At 41.3% G+C, this 20,664-nt stretch carries 13 protein-coding genes; all 13 read right to left on the bottom strand.

All coding sequences use genetic code 11. The features are described 5' to 3' along the window. The 13 genes from M472_RS32250 to M472_RS32190 all read right to left on the bottom strand — a co-directional run bounded on the left by M472_RS32250 (window position 1) and on the right by M472_RS32190 (window position 20,659). Entirely contained in the window at window positions 1–1,668 is a 1,668-nt protein-coding gene (locus M472_RS32250; protein ID WP_081643140.1) for a DUF5018 domain-containing protein, read from the bottom strand. A 12-nt stretch (window positions 1,669–1,680) separates the two neighbouring features. Further along, window positions 1,681–3,369: a RagB/SusD family nutrient uptake outer membrane protein gene (locus M472_RS32245; RefSeq protein WP_021070029.1), complete on the bottom strand. Its 1,689-nt coding sequence runs from the start codon at window positions 3,367–3,369 to the stop codon at window positions 1,681–1,683. 9 nt (window positions 3,370–3,378) lie between these two features. Continuing rightward, on the bottom strand, window positions 3,379–6,831 hold the full coding sequence (locus tag M472_RS32240) for a TonB-dependent receptor (RefSeq protein ID WP_021070028.1): 3,453 nt from the start codon (window positions 6,829–6,831) through the stop codon (window positions 3,379–3,381). 217 nt (window positions 6,832–7,048) lie between these two features. Beyond that, window positions 7,049–8,206, bottom strand: coding sequence for a FecR family protein (locus M472_RS32235; protein ID WP_021070027.1), 1,158 nt, complete (start codon window positions 8,204–8,206; stop codon window positions 7,049–7,051). 126 nt (window positions 8,207–8,332) lie between these two features. Then, entirely contained in the window at window positions 8,333–8,878 is a 546-nt protein-coding gene (locus M472_RS32230; protein ID WP_158499897.1) for an RNA polymerase sigma-70 factor, read from the bottom strand. 239 nt (window positions 8,879–9,117) lie between these two features. Further along, window positions 9,118–10,764: an MBG domain-containing protein gene (locus M472_RS32225; RefSeq protein WP_021070025.1), complete on the bottom strand. Its 1,647-nt coding sequence runs from the start codon at window positions 10,762–10,764 to the stop codon at window positions 9,118–9,120. Window positions 10,765–10,890: 126 nt separating this feature from the next. Then, entirely contained in the window at window positions 10,891–11,580 is a 690-nt protein-coding gene (locus M472_RS45195) for a hypothetical protein (protein ID WP_021070024.1), read from the bottom strand. 17 nt (window positions 11,581–11,597) lie between these two features. Then, complete coding sequence (locus M472_RS32215) at window positions 11,598–12,758, bottom strand: hypothetical protein (protein ID WP_144062694.1); 1,161 nt, start codon at window positions 12,756–12,758, stop codon at window positions 11,598–11,600. A 314-nt stretch (window positions 12,759–13,072) separates the two neighbouring features. Further along, window positions 13,073–14,077, bottom strand: a complete 1,005-nt coding sequence (locus M472_RS32210) for a hypothetical protein (protein WP_144062693.1) — start codon at window positions 14,075–14,077, stop codon at window positions 13,073–13,075. 58 nt (window positions 14,078–14,135) lie between these two features. Continuing rightward, the gene (locus M472_RS32205) at window positions 14,136–15,635 is read right to left on the bottom strand and encodes a sialate O-acetylesterase (protein ID WP_021070021.1); all 1,500 of its coding nucleotides are present in this window, start codon (window positions 15,633–15,635) and stop codon (window positions 14,136–14,138) included. Between the two features lie 192 nt (window positions 15,636–15,827). Further along, entirely contained in the window at window positions 15,828–16,496 is a 669-nt protein-coding gene (locus M472_RS32200; RefSeq protein WP_021070020.1) for a DUF4627 domain-containing protein, read from the bottom strand. Window positions 16,497–16,506: 10 nt separating this feature from the next. Further along, entirely contained in the window at window positions 16,507–18,579 is a 2,073-nt protein-coding gene (locus M472_RS32195; RefSeq protein ID WP_021070019.1) for a DUF6259 domain-containing protein, read from the bottom strand. Between the two features lie 13 nt (window positions 18,580–18,592). Further along, window positions 18,593–20,659 carry a DUF6259 domain-containing protein gene (locus M472_RS32190; protein WP_021070018.1) on the bottom strand — a complete coding sequence of 689 codons (2,067 nt, stop codon included), beginning with the start codon at window positions 20,657–20,659 and terminating at the stop codon, window positions 18,593–18,595. Window positions 20,660–20,664 lie beyond the last annotated feature (5 nt).

The following is a 20,664-nucleotide window of genomic DNA, read 5'->3' as shown; positions in this document are numbered from 1 at the left end:
TTAGTTTTGTGAATAAACAGTAAATTCGTGCGCCAATACTCCAGAACCGACATGCAGCATATAGACTTGCATCCGATCTCCGTCGTGCGAATATCCTACCGCTATGTCTCCTGTACCTGGACTATCTTGTTCTGCTCTGAGTCTCTCTGAATTAAATACATTAAACAAAGGATACAAAGAGGACGAAGTCGGAGTACCGAACATCTGCGGATCAGTGATATCGAACATCGAGAGTCCCATTGTTTTTAGGTTGGAATAATATCGTCCTAAGAATGTATAGGTTGCTTTATTGAACCTCGCTATGGATAATGCATTCATAAAAAATGTAGCACTCATATTAACTTCATGGATCTGCTGATCGGTATTGCCGTTGACATGAAAGAAACCATTCTGGAACGCCAAAAGGTAATTGGAAGAAACTGTTGGATGAATGTATTGAACTTCAGGATAGATACCAAATGTACTCCCTTTAGCAACCCCAACTGTAACTAATGTCGGTTGTTGAGATTGTAGCACCCCATTTTTAATTTCCCATCTGTAAAAAGATTTTGTAGATGACTTGGTAGACACAATTACTGCATCACCATCTAAATCCCCTGTTACATTTAATCTCAATCCTGTCGTACCTGCTCCCTGATTATTAATTGTATTTATCATAAGCTGCGGAGTCAAATCGAAAGGACTATTATATCTGTAAACTTGGAGGCCGTTATTGATCAATGAACGATTGATTGCAAGTAAATTTCCCTTTTCATCGGCAATAAGCTGACGACTGTCTGCAAAAGCTCCAGAAGATGCTGTAAAAGGCATATACATATCCCTTAAATACTCTCCTGTAAAACGATTATAAACCATATATCGCGCGTTGCCGGAAGTCCCCGCCTTGCCAATTATCAGATAGTCTCCACTGACAGCAAGACTCTGCTCTGCTTCACCTGCACCAATGCCTCCAAAACCAAATTCTGCCCATTCTTTAAACCATAGTTTCCGATGCACCCCGAAACCATATTCAAGCTTAACTGGTTCGGTCAAGACAATATTGTAATTCTTGCTCGCTCCTCCTGGCCCCGATATCGTTAATATTTTAGGCGTATTTAAATCCAGCACACTACCGGATTCTATAGAAGAAGTCGCATGCTTGTTTATACTAAATGTTAACTTAGTCTGGCTCATATCCTGACCGGGAACAATAAAAAAACGAAGCTCATCATTGATCAATATCCCATCTACCTCCTCTATCTCTCCATCCAACTCAAAACTTATTTTTGCGTCTGCAATTCCTATATCTCCCAATTTACGAGCTTTGATTACATACTTAGTTTCTACTCCACTTCCTGATACAACCGTGAAGCTAAATGGGCTTGTTAAATCCATCGGTTTTCCAAAAGGAGTGGAAACTTTAGCATCAGAGGATATGGATGCACGAACGATAATCTTGGTCAAATCTGTCTCATAATCGCTGTTGATTGGGTAATAATAGGGGATATCAAAATAAATAGTGTCGTTACTATATCTGGCCTCAAACAGTCGTTGAGGACCTGACCCTTCAATATTTGCAAATATATCGGTTATTACTCCCTCCGTCCCCCGCTCTATTTTTATTTCTTTACTACAAGAAGTAATCAAACAACTTAGTAAAAAGCTTATGTATAATAGTTTATTTTTCATCGTATCTTGTTTTTACCAACCATGAATCTGTTTAACGCCCTCATTTCGTTGTGTTTCGGCAAGAGGAATAGGAAGATAATACATCCTACCGATAAATTCCCTGTCTTTAGTGTCGCAGCTGACAGTTGTATAGACAACACTACTGCCTTGCCTGCTAACTCGATGCCCCGTAAAACGCACATTATTAAGTTTGACATGGGCTAGTCGCCATCTTCGTAAATCCCAATAGCGGTGGCCTTCAAGTGCTAGCTCCACAATTCTTTCATGTTGTAGTGCAGCAAAGAGTTGATCTTTAGTATTTGCATTGACGCCAGGGACTCCTCTTTTCGTTCTTAATTTGTTTAACGTAGCCTTACTTTCGGCCAATCTATCAGCAAATAATTGAGCTTCGCTTAAGATAAGCAGAACTTCCGCGTACCTTATTTCATGCCAACTCTGGGTGCTTCTATTCTGTACAAAACTAGTGTTTTTCGGGTCTAGCATTTTTTTTGGATAGTAGCCTGTTATTGTATTTTTCGGTTCAGAAATACTTCCTGCCTGAACAAAACCGTCTACACCACCTCCATCAGTAATATCCAACACTCGCCCCTTCCAATTCGCTCCATTATATAAAATAGTTGCATAAAACCGTGGTTCTCTATTTGCGTAAGGATTAGCGGCATGTACAGGGTTTGCCCAACTGAACTTACTTCCATCTGCCATCTCAAATTCATCTACAAGCTCAGCTGTCGGCATTCCGTAGGTAAGTCCCTCTGGAGCATCTCCTGGGGGTGCAAAACCGAAATCGTATTGATGCGTAATCAGAGGACCAACATAGTCAATTCTAAAAATAGATTCTTTACTTTTGGAGTTGGTAAAAATAGATTCATAATTGGAATCCAAATCATACAGCCCTCCATCGGCTAAGTCTACAACACTCTGTGCAGCAGCAATAGCATTTTCGTAGTATGTCTTTGCCTTAGCAGCATCGACACCTGTTTTAGTATCACTATTATAAAGCTTTTTATCAAATTCAGCTATAGATGCCGCATATAACCAGGTCCTGGCAAGCATTGCGAAAGCTGCACCTTTGGTAACTTTACCAATATTCACAGACTGCTCCCGAGGCAAATGCTCTGCAGCAAATGCAAAATCATTGGCAATAAAATTCCAACATTCATCTTCTGACGATCTCTCACTGTAAATCGAAGCGTGCTGTTCAATATTATCTATTATAACGAAGCTTCCATTAATACGTGCGAGCCAAGTGTAGACATACCCTCGAATAAAACGTGCTTCTGCTTCATACATCTGTTGCTGCTCGACTGAGATCTTAGCATGTGTCTTTAAGCTATATAAAAATTCATTTATTCGACGTATACGATTATAGGCACTTGTCCAATAAGCAATTCCTGGAGATGTAGCTGTATATCGTGAAGCATCCGTAGCCAGTACATTGACTGTGCCACGGCCCGCAGAATTGGAGGTATATTTCATCAGATCAGTTAGTGCATCTGAAGCATTATCGTTACCGATAAAAGATAACCTTCCAAATTCAAAATTTCTGAACTCAGCATACATCCCATTTATGTATAACTCAATACTCTTTTCATTATCCCAAATGACATCCTCGGTATACCGATCTGTAGGCACCAAATCTATAGAACAAGCGCTCATCATGCATGTCACTAGCAATAATATCTTTATTTTAATCGTTTTCATAAATCGTTACTATTTAAAGGTGACTGATAATCCAAAAGCAAAAAGCTTTTGTTGAGGATAAAATCCATTGTTCACATTAGGCATTTCTGGATCAAAATATTTGAGATAGTCCCAGGTAAATAGATTAGATGCTGTTGCATGTAGCCTAATGCCCGCCAGCTTAGCTTTTTGTATTATGTGTGTTGGGATCGTATATCCGAGCTGCAGAGACTTGACACGGAGATAGGCTCCATTTCTCAAAAAGCCAGAATTACTATGAGCATGATGAGCGCCTAAAGAAGCCTTTCCTGCTGTGAGCCGTGGAAACTCAGCATTAGGATTATCTGGTGTCCAAGAGTTTTCTACCAAAAAATAGGGGGCATTTCCATTCTGATAGAATGCTCTAGACATTACTGTAGTAGATTCCAAACCTTCAGTAGCAGAAGACCCCTCATATAACCCTGACATCAGTACACTAGACAATGCAGCTCCTTGAAATAAAGTAGAAAAATCAAAACCTTTATATTGCAAGTCTATATTTAACCCAAACATCATCTCTGGCATATTACTGCGACCGATAAAAGTCATATCATCAGCACGTGATATTCTTCCATCGCCATTAAGATCTCTATACTTATAAAACCCAGGAGCTACTACTCCACCAGATGGAGAAACCGCATCCTTAGTTTCTTCCCATGTCTGATAAATACCATCGACTATAAAACCTAGTTTTTCACCGTAGGAGCGTCCAACCGTCCGTTGCCATTCAGGCAAATTTTCACTTTCCCGTCGCTTTATAATCTTGTTCTTTGCCCAATTAAAATTAGCTGTTATACTATACTTAAATGAATTAACTTGATCGCGATATCTCACCTGTGCATCGATACCCCTGTTTAACATTTCGCCATCATTGACCTGAGCGGGGAAATATCCACCCATTGTTGGAGGGTACTCACTGGATGCATTATTAATGATATCCGTGGTATATCGCCTAAAAAACTCAAAGTCAAATCCAAAACGATTATTAAGCCACTGAGATTCAAATCCGATATTGTGTGTAACACTCGTCTCCCAAGACAGCATTGGATTTGGCGGTTTACTTGTATATATCGAAGTTACGGGCACACCACCAATCACATAAACAGGAGCTCCCTTATCAGGTCGTTCATAGGTCTGCAGGTAGGCAAATTCGAGGGAACTGCTCAACTTATCATTACCAGTTCTGCCTACAGAATATTTGAATTTAAAAAAATCGACAAAATCGACATTTTCTTTAAAAAAAGGCTCTTCTGAAAGAATCCAGCCAAGCCCTAAACCTGGGAACATTCTCCACCTGTACGCTTTGTCAAAATTTACAGATGCATCCCAACGTGACGCAGCTTCTAAAAGATACTTTTTATTGAACGTATAATTCAACCTTGCCACATACCCCGCTCTAGCGGTTTGAGAGCTGCCTCCTCCCGGACGGGTTATATCCAACGGATCTGTGCTACCAAACTCCAGTTCATGTATCCCCTCCAAAGGAAAATTACGAGCTATCCCAGACAAAGTACTAGACTGATACTTTGACCACTCATAAAGTCCCAAAAAGCTAATATCATGCAAACCGAACGTCTTTAAATAGTTGATGTAAGGTCTAAAGGTCATCCTACTATTTTCATTACGAGCTTGCGTTAATGAAGTCTTGGTAATACCTGGTACCGTATTCATTTCCGTATAGGTTCCTGTTTTTTGGTCACGTCCCCTCCCCATCAGCTTATAAGGCTCTAACCAAATCTTCGACTCTAAATTAGTCTTGTCATAACCAACCAACAACTGAACATCTAACCCTTCTATGCCAGGTACAACAAACTTGATATTGGCATCCCCTTGAAAGATATGGTTATTTCTATGCTGATATCCAGAATGTTCTACAGATGCTAATGGACTTACCCACCCGACAGAACTATTATGTGCTGTATATACACCGTTATCCGCATACATAGGAAGATTGGGTAACATCATTGCTGCTTGATAGAAGGGATTAAGAAAAGAAGTATTATCTGGTGAAATACCTGGCGTTTTGCCTACTTCTACTCGATAAGCTAGTTTTAGATCCGTCGACAAGTAGTTCGTCAAATTAGAAGAAACATTACTTCTGATGTTGTACCGTTTAAAATCTGTGTTTTTTATAACACCCCCTTGATCTAAATGGGATAGTGACGAAAAATACTTTGATTTTTCACCTCCGCCTGAAATAGAAACGGCATGATGCTGTGAATAACTATTATTTGCAAGTAATTCGCCGACCCAATCTGTCTGTCCAAACAGAGGATTGGTATTAGTCCCGTCATAAATAGATCGGATTAACTGAGGTCCATAGACATAGGGAACAGGTTCTTGATTTTGATTCAACCGATAATCATTATCCATTTCTGTCCCTTTATTATACCAAAGCATATAATCGATAGCATTCAAAAATTTGGGGAAACGGGTGTTTTTACCTATTTGAAACGAACCGTCATAGTTTATCTTCGTATCGTTCGCTTTACCTTTCTTCGTCGTTATCAAAATTATTCCATTCGTAGCCTGCAATCCATACACTGCTGTGGATACTGCATCTTTCAAAACCGAAATCGTCTCGATCTCTGAAGGATCGAGATAAGCAAATGAAGGGCGCTCGACTCCATCGATCATAATCAGAGGCGTTTGATTATTACCGTAACTACTTATCCCTCGGATTCTTAGGCTCGCATTATCTGCTCCTGGTCTCCCAGACTGCTGCAATGTAGTGAGGCCTGGTAATCTACCTCCCAATACGTTGGTAATATTCATAGCAGGAGCCTTCTGTAATTCGTCTCCGTTGATCTGGCTAACAGATCCCACCACATTCCGCCTAGTCTGTTCACCATAGCCTATCACAATAATCTCATCGAGATGCTGATCTTCTACTGATAATCTCACCAATTTGAATTCAAGATTCTCTACTTTCAATCGATAGGATTGATATCCCATCAACGAAAAAGCGAGTTCATGGCCCAATTGAACACCAGACAATTCAAACCTCCCATTTTCCTTTGTCGCCGATGTTGTTCCCGTTGTCAGATTCCGAATCGTGACACCTGCCAGGCCTCCCCCTGACTGATCCGTTACCGTACCCGAAAACATCTGTTGACTTATGGATTCTTCTCTAATTCCCAACTTGGTATTAAAGGACTTTTTTACGACAATGGTTCCGTCATGCACCTGGTAGCTAAGCCCGCTATTCTTAAACAAAACATCCAATACAGATATTAAAGAAGCATTCTTTACGTCTAAATTTATCATTCGATCGTCCCGTAACACTTCTTCTGGATAGATAAATCTATAGCCAGTTTGTTGTTTTACAGCCGAAAAAGCCTCCTCAATAGTTTTATTCTTCAGTTTCAGGGAGAGCGTCTGTGCTAATCCTTTAGACATCGCATTCAGACTTGCGATGGTAATAATTATGATAATCAATTTCATTACAAAGATGATTTTGAATAGATGGGCACAACGGTCTCGATACCGTTGTCGCATACAAATATTATGCATACTTTTGTATAGATTAAGGTTTAATAATTAAATAATTAACGCATTTAGTATAGCCTTGTCTGTATACTGAGGGTATTGCCTTACCCTCAGTTTTTTCGACACACTCATTTCATACTTTCTTATATCATATCGTTAGGTTTTTAGTGATTTATTTCTGTTTTATAATCAGTTTTCGGTTATCAACCAGCACTTCGTAAGGTGTCAGGTCATTCAAAATGGCGCACACTTTATCTATCGATGCGCTCTTTTTAATACCTCCCATATATTTCTTATCGGCCAAGGGCGTGAGAATATCTAAATCTAATTGGTACCATCTTGCGATATCCTCCAATACTTCTTTAATTCTTTTGCTATTAAAATAAAAATAGCCTTCTTTCCATGCCAAAGCCTCTTCTATATCTGCTTGCTTCACCTCGATTCCCGACATACTGCTTATTGTTTCGTAACCGGCGTTAATAATCTTAGATTCGGCACCATTGGTTACCTTGATCTTTCCTTCAGTAAGAATGGTCTTTATCTTACCACTGTACAAATGTGTATTGATATTGAATGCCGTACCCAATGCCTCCACTTCAGTCCCGTGTATATCGACCTTAAAAGGCTTAGAAGCATCTTTAGCAATCTCAAAATAAGCTTCTCCTCGAATTTTCACTCTCCGTTCATTACCTGTGAAAAATGAAGGAAAGTCTAATTCAGAATCTGCATTTAACCAAATCTTTGTACCGTCCGAAAGCTGTATATGGTAAGTCCCTCCTAAAGGAACCTGTAAAACATGCCTCTGAGATTCGGTATGCTTTACAGAACGATAATCCAACATATCATTGACAGTTTGTAATTGAACGTCTCCATCTACAATAGTATGGCTACCTCCTGCTTCCAATACGATTTTGGCCCCATCGGAGAGTGTCAGTACCGCATTATCGGTCCCAGGAAGTATCGCAGCCGTATGATTCTCCTCTATCGACGATTTCTGATCGTACCTAATAGCAAATAGTCCTGCTCCGACTATACTAATCGCCAAAATGGAAGCCGCTATTGCCCACCATTTTCTCATACTTTTTGCAGTGTTCCGGACCGATTTCCTTCGGGTGAGTATGTCCTGCCAATCCTTTTCTAAATCCAAAGGTGGGTATTTGGATATTCTACTATTAATCTGAGCCATAGATTGGTCCGAATCTTCTAGCCACGACTTCAGATGAGGAAACTTTTCTGATAATAATTCCAGTTCCTTCGTTTCTTCAGAAGAAAGCGTATTTTTCAAATACTTCGCAACGAGTTCAGCTGATCTTATCTGTTGTTGATCCATTGGTTAATTCCAGTAAAAATGATTATAATTTTCCTCATTCATCTCCTCCTTACTACTAAGACACGCATGTCTTCATAAAGGATGAAAAGAAATGAAAATATTTTTAAGAAAGTTCAAAATAGTCCCCTACATGAAAAAGAGAAGCAAAATTTTAATGGTATTGATCAGGGGTTCAAGTCTTACTCGCAACAATTCTACGGAGCGTCTTTTTTGAGTTTTTATGGTATTCACAGACACCCCGCACAGTTCTGCAGCTTCATCATTGGATTTTCCTTCCAAGTAGGTCAAGCGACAGACTTCTTGGCAGGATTGAGGAAGTTTATTTATCGCCCTATACAAACTATCAATTGTCTCCGCATAGATTAGCGCATCCAAAAGTCGTATGTCTGACTCTTCTTCCCATTCACTTTGTTTATGATGACCATTCACCACTTTCAAGTGTCTTATATGGTTTAAGGAAGCATTCTTTACAGCGGTATACAAATAGCTCTTAAGTTGCCTTTCCTGCTCTGGCAGGTCTTTTTCTCTTTCTAACAATTTGAGAAAGACATCCTGAACAATATCTAAAGCGGTCTCCCTACAGTCTATTAGGTGCGTTGCATACTCTACAAGCACAACATAATACTGTACAAAAAGTGCTTTAATGCGCGATTCTGTAAAGGTTCTGTCCATTACTTCAAATTTATAATCTCTATGGTTAGTAGAATCAAATGTAAGTAATAGAAAATAAAATAGCAACCTATTCCTCTTGACCTCCATAAACAAGAGCCATTCCTTAACGGAACAGCTCTTGGAAAAAATTGGAATATTTTATCTTTTCAGAATTATCTGCCGGTCAAAATGTCAATAACAGGCTAAGACTTGTTTTTCAAATTGTTACGTAATGAATTGTTTTATCTTGCCATATTTATCTAGTAGTTTCTCAACTCAAAGAAGCCTTTTAGTCTTCTCTGTTTACCATCTATTGTTACATCCAAATAATAGAAGTATGTATCATTACTCAAACCTTTCCCGTCAAATACCTTGGTTCCATTATTGTATCCTTCGATATTTGCAAGGATATTACCGCCTTGATCAAAAACGATTAGCTTGTTGTCGCGATATCTCTCTATTCCTTCAATAACCAAAAAGTCATTAATACCATCCCCATTTGGAGATAAAACTTTGCACACTCGTAATGGAATATTTTCGGGAACGGGATCGACAATGCGTATCGATATGCTTACTAACTCTGCTTCCTCATAGTTATTATTGCCGTTCTGTAAAGCAGTGACAGTAATGGTTCCTGTCTTGTACATGTGAAGCGTTTTTTCCGCCAAAGATGCTATGGAGGTATGGTCTAATTGGAGTGTAACGGGTAGCCCACTGCTTGCTGATGCGGTCAACTGTTGTATTCTTGTACTGAGCAACAGCTCTTTGGGTGATGTAAAAGCAATCTCTTGCGGAGACTTTACAATGAAAAAGTCTGCGCTCACGAAGGACGAGATATAATTGGTAGCTGAAAGCGTCCCTTGGTTTATAAGATACTTCCCTACATCTTCCCCTATTTCCCTGGACAATGATCCTGACAGGAGCGAATTACCGTCTCCATGGAGAAATCCGCTTGCCGTATAAGTCAAGATCGGATCATCACCACTGTACACTTTGCTCTGGTCAGAATGGGCAACTATAGTCAAGATAGGGACAATATCGCCATTACTCATGGTAATCGAGTAATCCCCTACACCATTCTCCCACCCCCCAATAATCACTACGTTGGTTAAGTCAGGCTGGCTATTGCTTTCATTGAATATTCCATCCCCATCACCACTTAGCGCTTTATTATTGCTGATATTAACACCCGTTAAACTTGGCGAACTCTCCCGATTATAAATACCGCCACCAAACACAGCCTGATTGCCCATTATAACAAGGTTTGCCAATGTTGGATTCCCTTGATAGAGATAGATACCTCCTCCGCTATTACATGAGGCTAAACTTTCTTTTGTATTGTCGTTGGCACTACCTGCAGTAATGATAAAACCGTCCAGAACAGCTGTACAGTCAGTCCCCGAACCATTCACTACTGTATAACTATTGTTACCTTTTATCTCTTTTTCTGTATCCGTAATGACCGTTGCTTCGTCGTTGCCATCGATATCTCCAGAGAGAATGGTCATATACTTCGTTCGATCCCGTTCGGTGAAAGCACCTTCAGTACCCAAAAAACCTCCGTAGACTTTTATCCCGTTTGCTAGCTGAAAGGCTGCATTTCGGTCAGTTGCGCTGTTTGTGGGCAAGTACTTGCCAGTTGCTACCCAAATCTGCAGGGGACCATTACTATCAGCATCCCAATTATGATTTGCCCAAGACAAAGCTTCAGATAATTCATCGAGCGCATTTGCCCATGAAGATCCATCTCCTGCACTCCCCTGTTTGACAAAAAGGATATTATCCGACGAGGGTGTCTGTGCCGAAAGAGACGCGTTATATAAACAGGAAAAAGCTAACGCTAACAAATAGGTTGGTGATATAAAAAAACAGGTAATTTTGTTGCCTCTATTTTCGAACCGCCCCATTGACCTGTAAATGATTAAATAAATAGCTCCCATGTTCTTTAATGATTGTTCGCTTACTTGATACAAATCCAGTTTTTAACCTAGAAAGATATCGATTGGTCTAAGTCTTGTACTCTCCCAGTCACACTATCGATTATTAACTATTTTTACATTTGTCAACTCGGGGGAACCACTATCTACATTACATATACTATCTCCTTGTAGCGAGATATTTCCGGTAACAATCAAATTTCTTAATGTAGGCTTGCCATTAGAATTGTATATACCTCCCCCACATTTCATTTTACTATTTTCATCTACATGGCCTCCCGTAATGATAAAGCCATCAAGTACCGCCCGACCTTCAGCATGCGAGCCATTGACGACTGCATAACTATTTTTCCCTATAATTTGTGTATTAGGATCATTAATAACTTGTGCTTTATCATTCCGATCGATATCCCCGGATAGAATAGTCTCATTTTTTTCCCAATCACGTGTGTAAAGGTCGCCTTCTGTACCTCTATCTCCTAAAAAACCGCCATAAACGTGTACACCATTTACCAATTGGAAAGAAGCATTTCGATCTGTTTCATCCGAGGTCGGCAGGTATTTCCCTTTTGCTACCCAAATACGGAGCATGCCCTCATTTGCCGGATCCCACCCCGAAGCCCAGGATAAAGCCTCTGAAAGCTCCCCCAAAGCATCTTCCCACGAAGTACCATTTCCGCTACTGCCTTTTTTGACATAGAGAATGTTGCCGGCCCCTGGGGTTTGTGCGGATAAAAAGGATACGGCAAAAATCGACAGAACCATTCCAAAACAAAACGTCTTCATATTACAATAAGTCTAAATTATTTTTCCCAAGAAAACGGTACTGAACTGGTGTTTATTAAACTTGCTATATTTCCGAAACCTCTAAAACCTAGATCCACAGCCCCGTAATTGGCAACAGTCTGTAATATAACAACGTTTGTGGTGTTCGGAGGATAGGTATTGCCATGTATTCTAACCTTACTTGGATCAATACCGAAGTTGTTAATCAATAATTCCCGTTTATCGAAATCTGGACCTTCCTTCAAAACAGCTCCTTCTGCTGCGGTTAGCAGATACTTCCTGCCATCAGGAGAAAACCCAGAATGGTGAAAAGAAACGACTTTATCTGTTTTACTAACAGCATTATCAACAAACTTGTTATCTACAACTGCAATATTGTTAGTAAAGAATTCATCTCCCGGATCTATGTCGTTAAATACCGGTAGTGCTATAAAGGCGGGAAGCCATATAAAATCCAAGTTGGCAATCTTTTTATTACGAATAAAAGTCGATCCCTTTACCAATCCATAGTCACTCTGATCTCTATAACGGATATAGTCACCTGCACAATCTTCAAAATGGCTGTTTATAATATGAATATGGGTAGCTCCATAGGCGTTGTAAATCATATGGGCACTTGTCGTAGATCCAATTTGTTTAAATGTACAGTTCTTATAAGTAATATGACTTGTTGTTTCATAATGACAGCCTGATGCTCCATACTGTACACCAGACATCCCTATCCACGAGCAATTTTCCACAAGGATATTAGTCGTAGGAACAGTTCCAGATCTTGTAAATCTCATCACATACTGTATAGCACCGTCCCCACTAAAGTGCATATTATCAATTGTTATATTTTGAGATCCTTGAAAATCCATAATATAATTGGCCACTCCCCCTGTTTGAGGTAACCTAAACTCAACTCCCTCGCTTCCTCTTAGTATTAAACGGTTATCCTTATTACCCATTTGCTTAAAAACAAACGGATCATGAGTGTAAGCCCGTACATAGTTTCCTACAAGAAACTTTACTTCAACTTCAGACTGCGCTAAGCTGTTCTGAACCTGAGTCCAAAAAGTCTTATCTGCAAAATAAGCTGCATCGTGCTCCGATGATCCGTCGCTTTTCCCAATTCCATCAGGCGCAACATACAATATGATTGTCTCTTCCTGTTCTTCGTCAATATCTTCCCTCACAGACACGGGAGGTTCTGATTTGGCGGGAACAACAGCTTCTTTCCCACACGAAACAAGACTAAACAAGAATAAAAAATAAATAAATTTAAAATGGCAATAAAACATGGTTATAAAATTATAATTATCAATAGCTTTTCTTTTTTGACTATCACTTCCCTATCTTTAGCTAGCAGTCCCTCTTGTTCGAATAATATTGGAGCATTCGTGCCGTATAATCTTTACACGATAAATAAATACGTACTTGGCAGGACGGATACCGTAATCGGACAACTATTCGATGAGACTCCTTTCTCATCGGTCCATATTGACCGAATTCAATCTGTTTTGCCTAGCTCAAAACGAACCAATATATCGAATACTTCATCCTTTTTTACTTCGTGTCTGCCGGTATAATCGAAATAAATTTTGTTGTAAATATTTGAGTTTGACAACCATAAACTACTGTTTGCCAGAATATCTTCCCGATCGATGCTGACCCGGAGCTTATATGTATCTCCCCATAGTGTCAGTGAAGTTGAAGCACTATTCTTTCCCCCTGGCCCTAGTGGATTTTTATGCCCAGCCTGTGACACATCGAAGACTTTCCTGATATCATCTCTCTCCGCTTTAGAGGTGATATTTATACCGTTTTCATCTCTGGAGACAGGTAGCATGGCCAAATACGTATTGCGCAAAGACTGTGGACTGAGCCATTTTACCGTCTGACGAAGCTCTATAGTACCTCCTTCTTTAAAGTCCCACTGTTTCATGATCCGAGCAATCTTTTCATCCGTACTGTTGTATGCATATAGATCAGTTTCCTGTAGAACATAAAAGCTATGGAAAGGCCGACGCACAATATCCTCCTCTTCGGCAATGGGCTGACCGTCCAAAAGAAATTGAACCGAAGTCTTTCGCTCAAAGCCGTGATTCACCCCGCCTACAAAATCATCGTTGATTTTAATTGCGGTCTCCCATTCGCCTGATCGGACTATGCGAATGTCCCTGCTACCGTCTTCCTTGCTTCCGAAAGCTTCCCAGAGTTGCCAAATATCATAGAAGCTTGTCTTATCCGGGATATAATCCTTTTCTGCCCGTCTGAAAGTCAATTCAATCCCATTATTCATATAAATATTGATCGACCGTGCGTTCTTGTTTAATTCCCCTATCGCTACAGGTGGGGGCATTCGTGTATCTTGATTTGGCGAGATGATTTCGTTATCGAGCACTATAGGCTTCGCGCCACAGGAAAAAGTAAATAGTGTGAAAGAAAGAAAAACGATCCCATAGGTATATTTTGTCTTGCTGAAGATATTTCTCATGATGTTTCTAATATTCATAGCACTTTTTTGTAGGTGGTACTCTGTTTTATTGCATGTATGGACAATCCAATATCGGCTATTGGATATCATCCCAGTCATCACTTCTGAAGGACGATACCGGCAATCCATTAATGCCAAATAACGAAGGCTCAGCATAATTATCAAACGCATACCGAACCGCTATCGGATCACTCACGGAAGAAGAAGAAAGTTCGACCGTATTTAGAACGATTTCTGCCTTGGCAGGATAGAAAATCCGATCAGCGCCTGCGATTTCAAAGCCCGTTAATTCTCGTCCAAAAGAGTTCAGCCCGTCACTTGCATGATTAAATCTGACGATCATCTTTTGGTCCAGCGTATTAATTGACCTAAATTCGGGACTCCTGTACGATAATTTATCAAACCCGTACAGTTTGGCCAGCGCTATATAAGCCAGTCGCTCACCCGGAACTTTCTTATTGGCGCAATGCAAGATATCTTCCTCGCCCACGTCCATCAATACGGCCATTGCCGTATTAGGTTGGCTTTGTGCAATTTTTAGTTGTGCCTCCCGCATGAAATGACCTAATTTTAAGGTGTAATGGGCATACGGTGTAATCTGGCAAAAGTAGATAGGGAAGTGTGACTTTGCGCCCCATTTCTCTGTCCAGTCTGCATGCATAGCTTTGAAAAGCGCCGGGTACTTTTGATACTCCTTCTGGTTTGCACTTGCTTCGCCCTGATACCATATAACGCCTTTTATCGCATATCCGGCGACAGGTTGGATCATTCCGTTGTACATTACTGTAGCTCGGAGCGGGGCTACTTTTTTTTCAGGCTCTTCGGTGGGAATGGAAACTTCTGGAAATGCTTCCAACGACTCTTTCGACATCCAGGCTTCGATTTTTGACCCTCCCCAACTGGCGTGGATTAGTCCGACAGGGACGCCGAGTGTTTTTTGCAATAGACGCCCGAAGTAATACGCCGTCGCAGAAAAATTTGGGGTGGTTTCAACAGATGCACTTTTCCACATGCCTTCACATTGAAACTGTGGTAATATCGAGCTGTTTTGTTTGACGTTAAAGAAGCGTAGAAAATTATTCTTTGATGCAACAATGTCGTCCAAAGAACCATTAACGGGTTGGTTAAAGTATCCTTTCATAGGCATGTGCATATTGGACTGTCCACTGCATAGCCATACCTCACCTATCAGAACATCGTTTAGGACAACCTCGTTGTCGCCCTCCTTCACCCTCACGACGTAGCTGTCGAATGAGGCTTCTGGCGTCGACACCAACACCTTCCATAAGCTATCGGCACCGACAGTAACGCTGTACCTTCCATTATCCCATCCAGTCTCTACAACAAGCGTTTTTCCAGGACTTCCCTTCCCCCATATTTTTACCTCGCTTTGTTGTTGGAGGATCATTCCATCCATAAATATCTGTGGCAACGAAATTGAAGAACCTGCTACAGTTGGCCTCATCTGATCAGACATGACGGGTTCATCAGACAGCATCGGTACTTTTGCGCCACACGACAGACTAAACAGTATAAAAACGAAGAAAAAGAGAGAGGCAGTATGTCTTAGGATCATAGTATGTTCTGGTTAAAGTAAGTTTCCTTGGCATATAAATCATGGCTTTCAAAGCAGGTATCTCTTACGAAAAAGCCTCTAAAGCAAAAACTAATTCATTTATTATATGGTATCCGATTTCAAACAAAGACTTCCGGAAGGCATTGCCGTGTGACAAATAATTTCCAGAAGCCTTTGTAAGTTTTGGTTACATTAGTTTTTCTTTGTCAAACTAACATCAGTAAACAGCATACCCGAGTTTTTAGTCATACAGGCTATGCTTAAATCAAAAAGCTTCCTATGTTCATCAGTCGACGCACTCAAAACGACATCTTCTTTCGCAACTTTCGGAGAAGCTACGGCATTGACTACTTTAGAAAGATCAAAATCTACGGAATATTCCTTCCATTCGTTTGTTATCCGAGACTGTCTCAAGGCACCCGACCGTGAAGGGGTTTCCTGCGGATCAAAACCTTGTAGTGGGAAATATAAAGTTTGTCCTTTAGGTGCATTGGCTTTTATATAAATGCCGAAATAAGTAGGAACTTCATGTGTAGCCTTAGCCCAAAACGTAACAGTATATATTCCGGCTGCCGGCGCCTTATCAACTCGTTGCCCGATAAAGGAATAAGCATAACTTACACTGGATAAAGTCTGTATAGATGCCGCATTGCCTTTCTCTGTATCTTTTATAACAGACATTACCGCCTGTTTGTCCGATGTTAAATATGGAAACCATTTCCCAGCACCGGGTATTTTTCGGTTTATATCGTTAACACTAAAAGAAGATTGTTCAAATTTCCCGTCTACAATAAGATTTTCCTGCGCGTAAACACTGATACTTAAAACGATTAAACAAATTAAAGAAGATAGTTTTTTCATGATTTTAAAATTATAGTAATAAAAATTTATTAAGTTGTGATTCGTTAATATTAACCCTTGCGGATTCGCCTGCTCGCAAGGAAAGCGATTCGCCCGTAGGTAAATTTACGTTGTGCGGATTTTCATCCGCATTCACGAGTACTATGGCATATTGACCGTTACGACTTTTCCAAAGCGCCCCCCTAACCGCTGACGAAGTTCCATTAGTAGAGTCGTCTGCCGGCCAATTGGGGACAGATAAAATAGGATTATCTCCGGTTGGGATAATTTCTTTCAGTAGATTACCGCCCACAAATAGATCATGATTACGTTTACGGAAAGCGACTAAATCTCTCACAAAAGCTGAATTCTGAACCATGTTGGAGTATTGTGTCAGTACGGTCTGCCCGGCATGGATCTGAGCGCCCCACAGTAACATCAGGGCTATTTTGACCCTATAGCTCATATTTACCTTGTTATAGATAAAAAAACCATAATAAAAAGCCCGGTCGGAATAAACTATCGGAAATAGAGGAACTGGTGCAAAATTCTTTCCCTGAGGATAGTTGACCATCAGAAATAAATCAAACATATCCAAGTAAGGTTCTGCATTCTGTTCGGTAGAAATCATATTCCCTGCCTTTAGTGAAGACCTCACATCGCGGAAGATTTCCCGGTATGAATCCACCCAGAAAGAACCTCCTCCCGGTGGATGGTCGTGGTTTGGATCGAAACAAGGAAGTGCCCTCGCAGAAGCTACTTGGTCAAAATAGACACCATCCGCCTCCAATTCATCGCCTATAATACGATTGGTCAATTGTACCATCTTCTGTCTCCATACGATGGAAGATGGGCAAATCACAGCGTTTGTCGCTCCCGAAGCATATGTCTCGGTGAACGGTGTCAGATCCTTATTAAGTACCGTAGCCTCTCTCCCTCCAGCAGTTTCATAACTTGGCGTAGCGACATCCCATAGCCTACCGTTGATATAGGGCACTACATGGCTTCCACGATCGTGAACCTCCCTGATGATGCCTGCAAACTCTGGTTTCGAGGGGAAATATTCTGGATACTCGGTATCAAAATCGGCATTGTGCCAATAATACCAATGGAAAGAAGTCTGTGATCCGAAATAAGTAAGCGCTGTATGTGTCCTTTGCAATTCTGCAACACTCGGTGTACTGGCTGTCAACCACATATCACAATTGATCAGCCATTCGGGATACTGCTTATCAACAATCTTTTTTTGGCCCCATTCGGTTTCGAAAGTAAAAGGCCGGTACCACGTAGTGACGGCATTCTCCCATCCATCGCTTGATACACCAATCGATGTAGACCAAGGTAAATGAAATTTCCCCTGATTATTCCATGCAGCAGATGGGATGATGTTTTTCGAAAACTCGATGTCTGCTGGAGATATTCTTGCGGAAAACTCTTTCAAGTTCGCTTTAGGATCGTGGGTGGCGAAGTATAATACGTTCTTTTTTTCGTGGAGCAACATCAATTGCATCGTATGACGGCTACTGGGATACCTTCCCAAGAACAACTCGTTGTTAATAGTATTTACGTCATATTCAGCACCCCAGTTGGCCGGCATGATCATTTTCTCATCTGCAACCTTTTCGAATGTGACGATCGGAAAAGTCAAGTCTTCGACCTTCCAACCGGCCGGAAATTCACCGCGTATATCCCAATCAGAAAGGGTGTTGCTGCTATTGATGGAAACATGCATGAAAATTTTTCCGGGGTTAGCCCCTGCCAATGGATATGACCATGAAAAGACCAATGATTTCTTATCTCGTTCCTCTATTGCTTCTACACCTATATAATCCGCATCCCGTGAGTTCAATGTAACGGATGTCCCGCCTGCGCCGACTACCGCCAATTTCCAAACCAGATCCTGTTGTCGTGTCACCGTCCATTTTTTTCCGTTCCTCTGCGATAGCGCAAGAAACTTAAAAGAGTCCCCACTTTCAAACTCCAACAGCAGCTCGCCGTTGCTCAGCGATACACGCTGTTTCTTCTGGACGATATGACGGGGAGCCTTTGCATACGTCGAGGTCGTTAATAGAACGGTTAGTGCTGCAAAAAGTATTTTCTTCATGCTATGCATTAATTCAGAGACTATTAAGTTTTGATTGATCGACATCGATCCGCAGACACGCTCCGGCCTGTATCTTGATCGGCTGGCCAAGGTGCGGCAGGCTGATCTCATGTGCTTGCTCATCAACATTGACTAATACCACTGCATATCGACCTGTACGGCTTTGCCAAACTGCCCCCCTCACAGCGGGCGAAGTGCCGTCTACAGATGCACGCGCAGGCCAGTTCGGCACCGTCAAAACAGGATTGTTACCACCAGGGGTGATTTCTTTCATCAATCTACCGCCTATGAAGAGATCATGGTTTTCTTTCCGAAAAGAAACCAGATCCTTCAAAAAAGCTACATGCCCCTTCATCGCAGAGTATTGTACAAATTCGATCCTTCCACCATTGAGTTGGGCGCCCCATAAAAGCGTCAAAGCATTTTTGACCCGATAGCTGAGATTTTGATGATTGTAGATATAAAAGCCATACAAAAGAGCTCGGTCTGAATAAACTATCGGAAATAACGGCACCGGACGAAAGTCAGTTCTTTGTGGATAATTGACCATTAAAAACAAATCGAACATATCCAGATAGGGCTCGGCATTTTGTTCTACAGAAATAATACTATTTGGTTTAAGCGAGGTCCTTACCTCGCCGAAAATATCCCTGTACGCATCTACCCAAAACGAACCTCCTCCGGGCGGATGGTCGTGGCTCGGGTCAAAACACGGAAGTCCCCGTGCCGATGCCACCTGATCGTAATAAACACCATCCGTACTAACAACATCCCCTTGTATCTTATCCGTCAGATCGACCAATACCTTTTTCCATACAGGCGAACTAGGGCAAATGACCGCATTTGTTGCACCGGAGGCATACATCTCCGTAAATGGAGACAGATCTTTCTTCAGAACAGTCGCCTCCTTCCCTCCCTGATGCTGATAACTTTCTGTATCCACATCCCACAACCGGCCGTTGACATAAGGTACGATATGACTGCCCTTTTCCTGAATTTCCCTAACAATACGATCAAATCCTTCTTTAGCGGGAAGATATTCCGGATACTTGGTATCGAAGGGAGAATTATGCCAATAGTACCAATGAAAAGCGGTCTGTACTCCAAAATAGTCCAAGGCCTTGTGCGCCCGTGCGAGTTCTTGATCGTTGACATGGCCTCCTACTAACCATAGGTCAGAATTTAGCAACCATTCAGGATGCTTTTTTTCCGTAATCTTCCTTTTCCCCCATTCCGTTTCGAAAGTGAACGGGCGGTACCACTTCGTGACAGCATCTTCCCAACCTTTGTCCGATAGTCCAATAGCGGTAGACCAGGGCAAGCTAAATTTGCCTTGGTCATTCCATGCCTCCGATGGAACGATGTTCTTTGAAAATTCAACATCTTTAGCCGTTATACGTGCTGAAAATTCTTTCAGATTGGCTTTGGGGTCATGCGTAGCAAAATAAAACGTATGCCTATCGTCGTGCAGTAACATCAATTGCATCGTATGACGGCTACTTGGGTATCTCCCTAAAAACCGATCGTTCGTGATAGCGTTTATATCATATTCCGCTCCCCAGTTGGCTGGCATGATCATCTTTTGATTCGCCGACTTTTCAAGGGTAATGATCGGGAATGTCAAATTATTTACTGTCCAACCTTGGGGAAATTCGCTTCGAATATCCCAGTTGGAAAGGGAGCTACCTTTGCTTACCGATACAGTCATGAATATTTTTCCCGATGTCCCATCCGGCAAGGAATATAACCACGAAAACACGAAAGACTTCTTGTCCTTTTGTTCGACACTCTCTGCTCCCGTGTACGTTGCGTTTTGGGAGTTGACCATGACCGGCTGACCATTTTGGCCGACTATGAATATCTGCCATACCAGATCTTGCTGTCTTTTCACGGCCCATGTCTTGCCTTTGCTACCCGACAGTCCCAACAATCTGAATGTGTCCTTACTCTCAAACTCCAGCACCACTTCGCCGTTGTTCAAGAAAACCCTATCCTCTTCCTGTGGAATATTAATGGAGCCTTCGACAGGGGCATAGACGAAGACCAACAACAACGGCAGTATAGATAGTAATTCCCTCATTAGTA

Source organism: Sphingobacterium paucimobilis HER1398 (assembly GCF_000416985.1).
GTDB lineage: Bacteria > Bacteroidota > Bacteroidia > Sphingobacteriales > Sphingobacteriaceae > Sphingobacterium > Sphingobacterium paucimobilis.
The sequence above is the reverse complement of the archived record's forward strand: the minus strand, read 5'-3'. Positions and strand labels throughout refer to the sequence as shown.

Excerpts from the sequence above, each read along its gene's own strand:
- M472_RS32250 (WP_081643140.1), bottom strand. The coding sequence starts at position 1,668 with ATGAAAAATAAACTATTATACATAAGCTTTTTACTAAGTTGTTTGATT.
- M472_RS32245 (WP_021070029.1), bottom strand. The coding sequence starts at position 3,369 with ATGAAAACGATTAAAATAAAGATATTATTGCTAGTGACATGCATGATG.
- M472_RS32240 (WP_021070028.1), bottom strand. The coding sequence starts at position 6,831 with ATGAAATTGATTATCATAATTATTACCATCGCAAGTCTGAATGCGATG.
- M472_RS32235 (WP_021070027.1), bottom strand. The coding sequence starts at position 8,206 with ATGGATCAACAACAGATAAGATCAGCTGAACTCGTTGCGAAGTATTTG.
- M472_RS32230 (WP_158499897.1), bottom strand. The coding sequence starts at position 8,878 with ATGGACAGAACCTTTACAGAATCGCGCATTAAAGCACTTTTTGTACAG.
- M472_RS32225 (WP_021070025.1), bottom strand. The coding sequence starts at position 10,764 with ATGGGGCGGTTCGAAAATAGAGGCAACAAAATTACCTGTTTTTTTATA.
- M472_RS45195 (WP_021070024.1), bottom strand. The coding sequence starts at position 11,580 with ATGAAGACGTTTTGTTTTGGAATGGTTCTGTCGATTTTTGCCGTATCC.
- M472_RS32210 (WP_144062693.1), bottom strand. The coding sequence starts at position 14,077 with ATGAATATTAGAAACATCATGAGAAATATCTTCAGCAAGACAAAATAT.
- M472_RS32205 (WP_021070021.1), bottom strand. The coding sequence starts at position 15,635 with ATGATCCTAAGACATACTGCCTCTCTCTTTTTCTTCGTTTTTATACTG.
- M472_RS32200 (WP_021070020.1), bottom strand. The coding sequence starts at position 16,496 with ATGAAAAAACTATCTTCTTTAATTTGTTTAATCGTTTTAAGTATCAGT.
- M472_RS32195 (WP_021070019.1), bottom strand. The coding sequence starts at position 18,579 with ATGAAGAAAATACTTTTTGCAGCACTAACCGTTCTATTAACGACCTCG.
- M472_RS32190 (WP_021070018.1), bottom strand. The coding sequence starts at position 20,659 with ATGAGGGAATTACTATCTATACTGCCGTTGTTGTTGGTCTTCGTCTAT.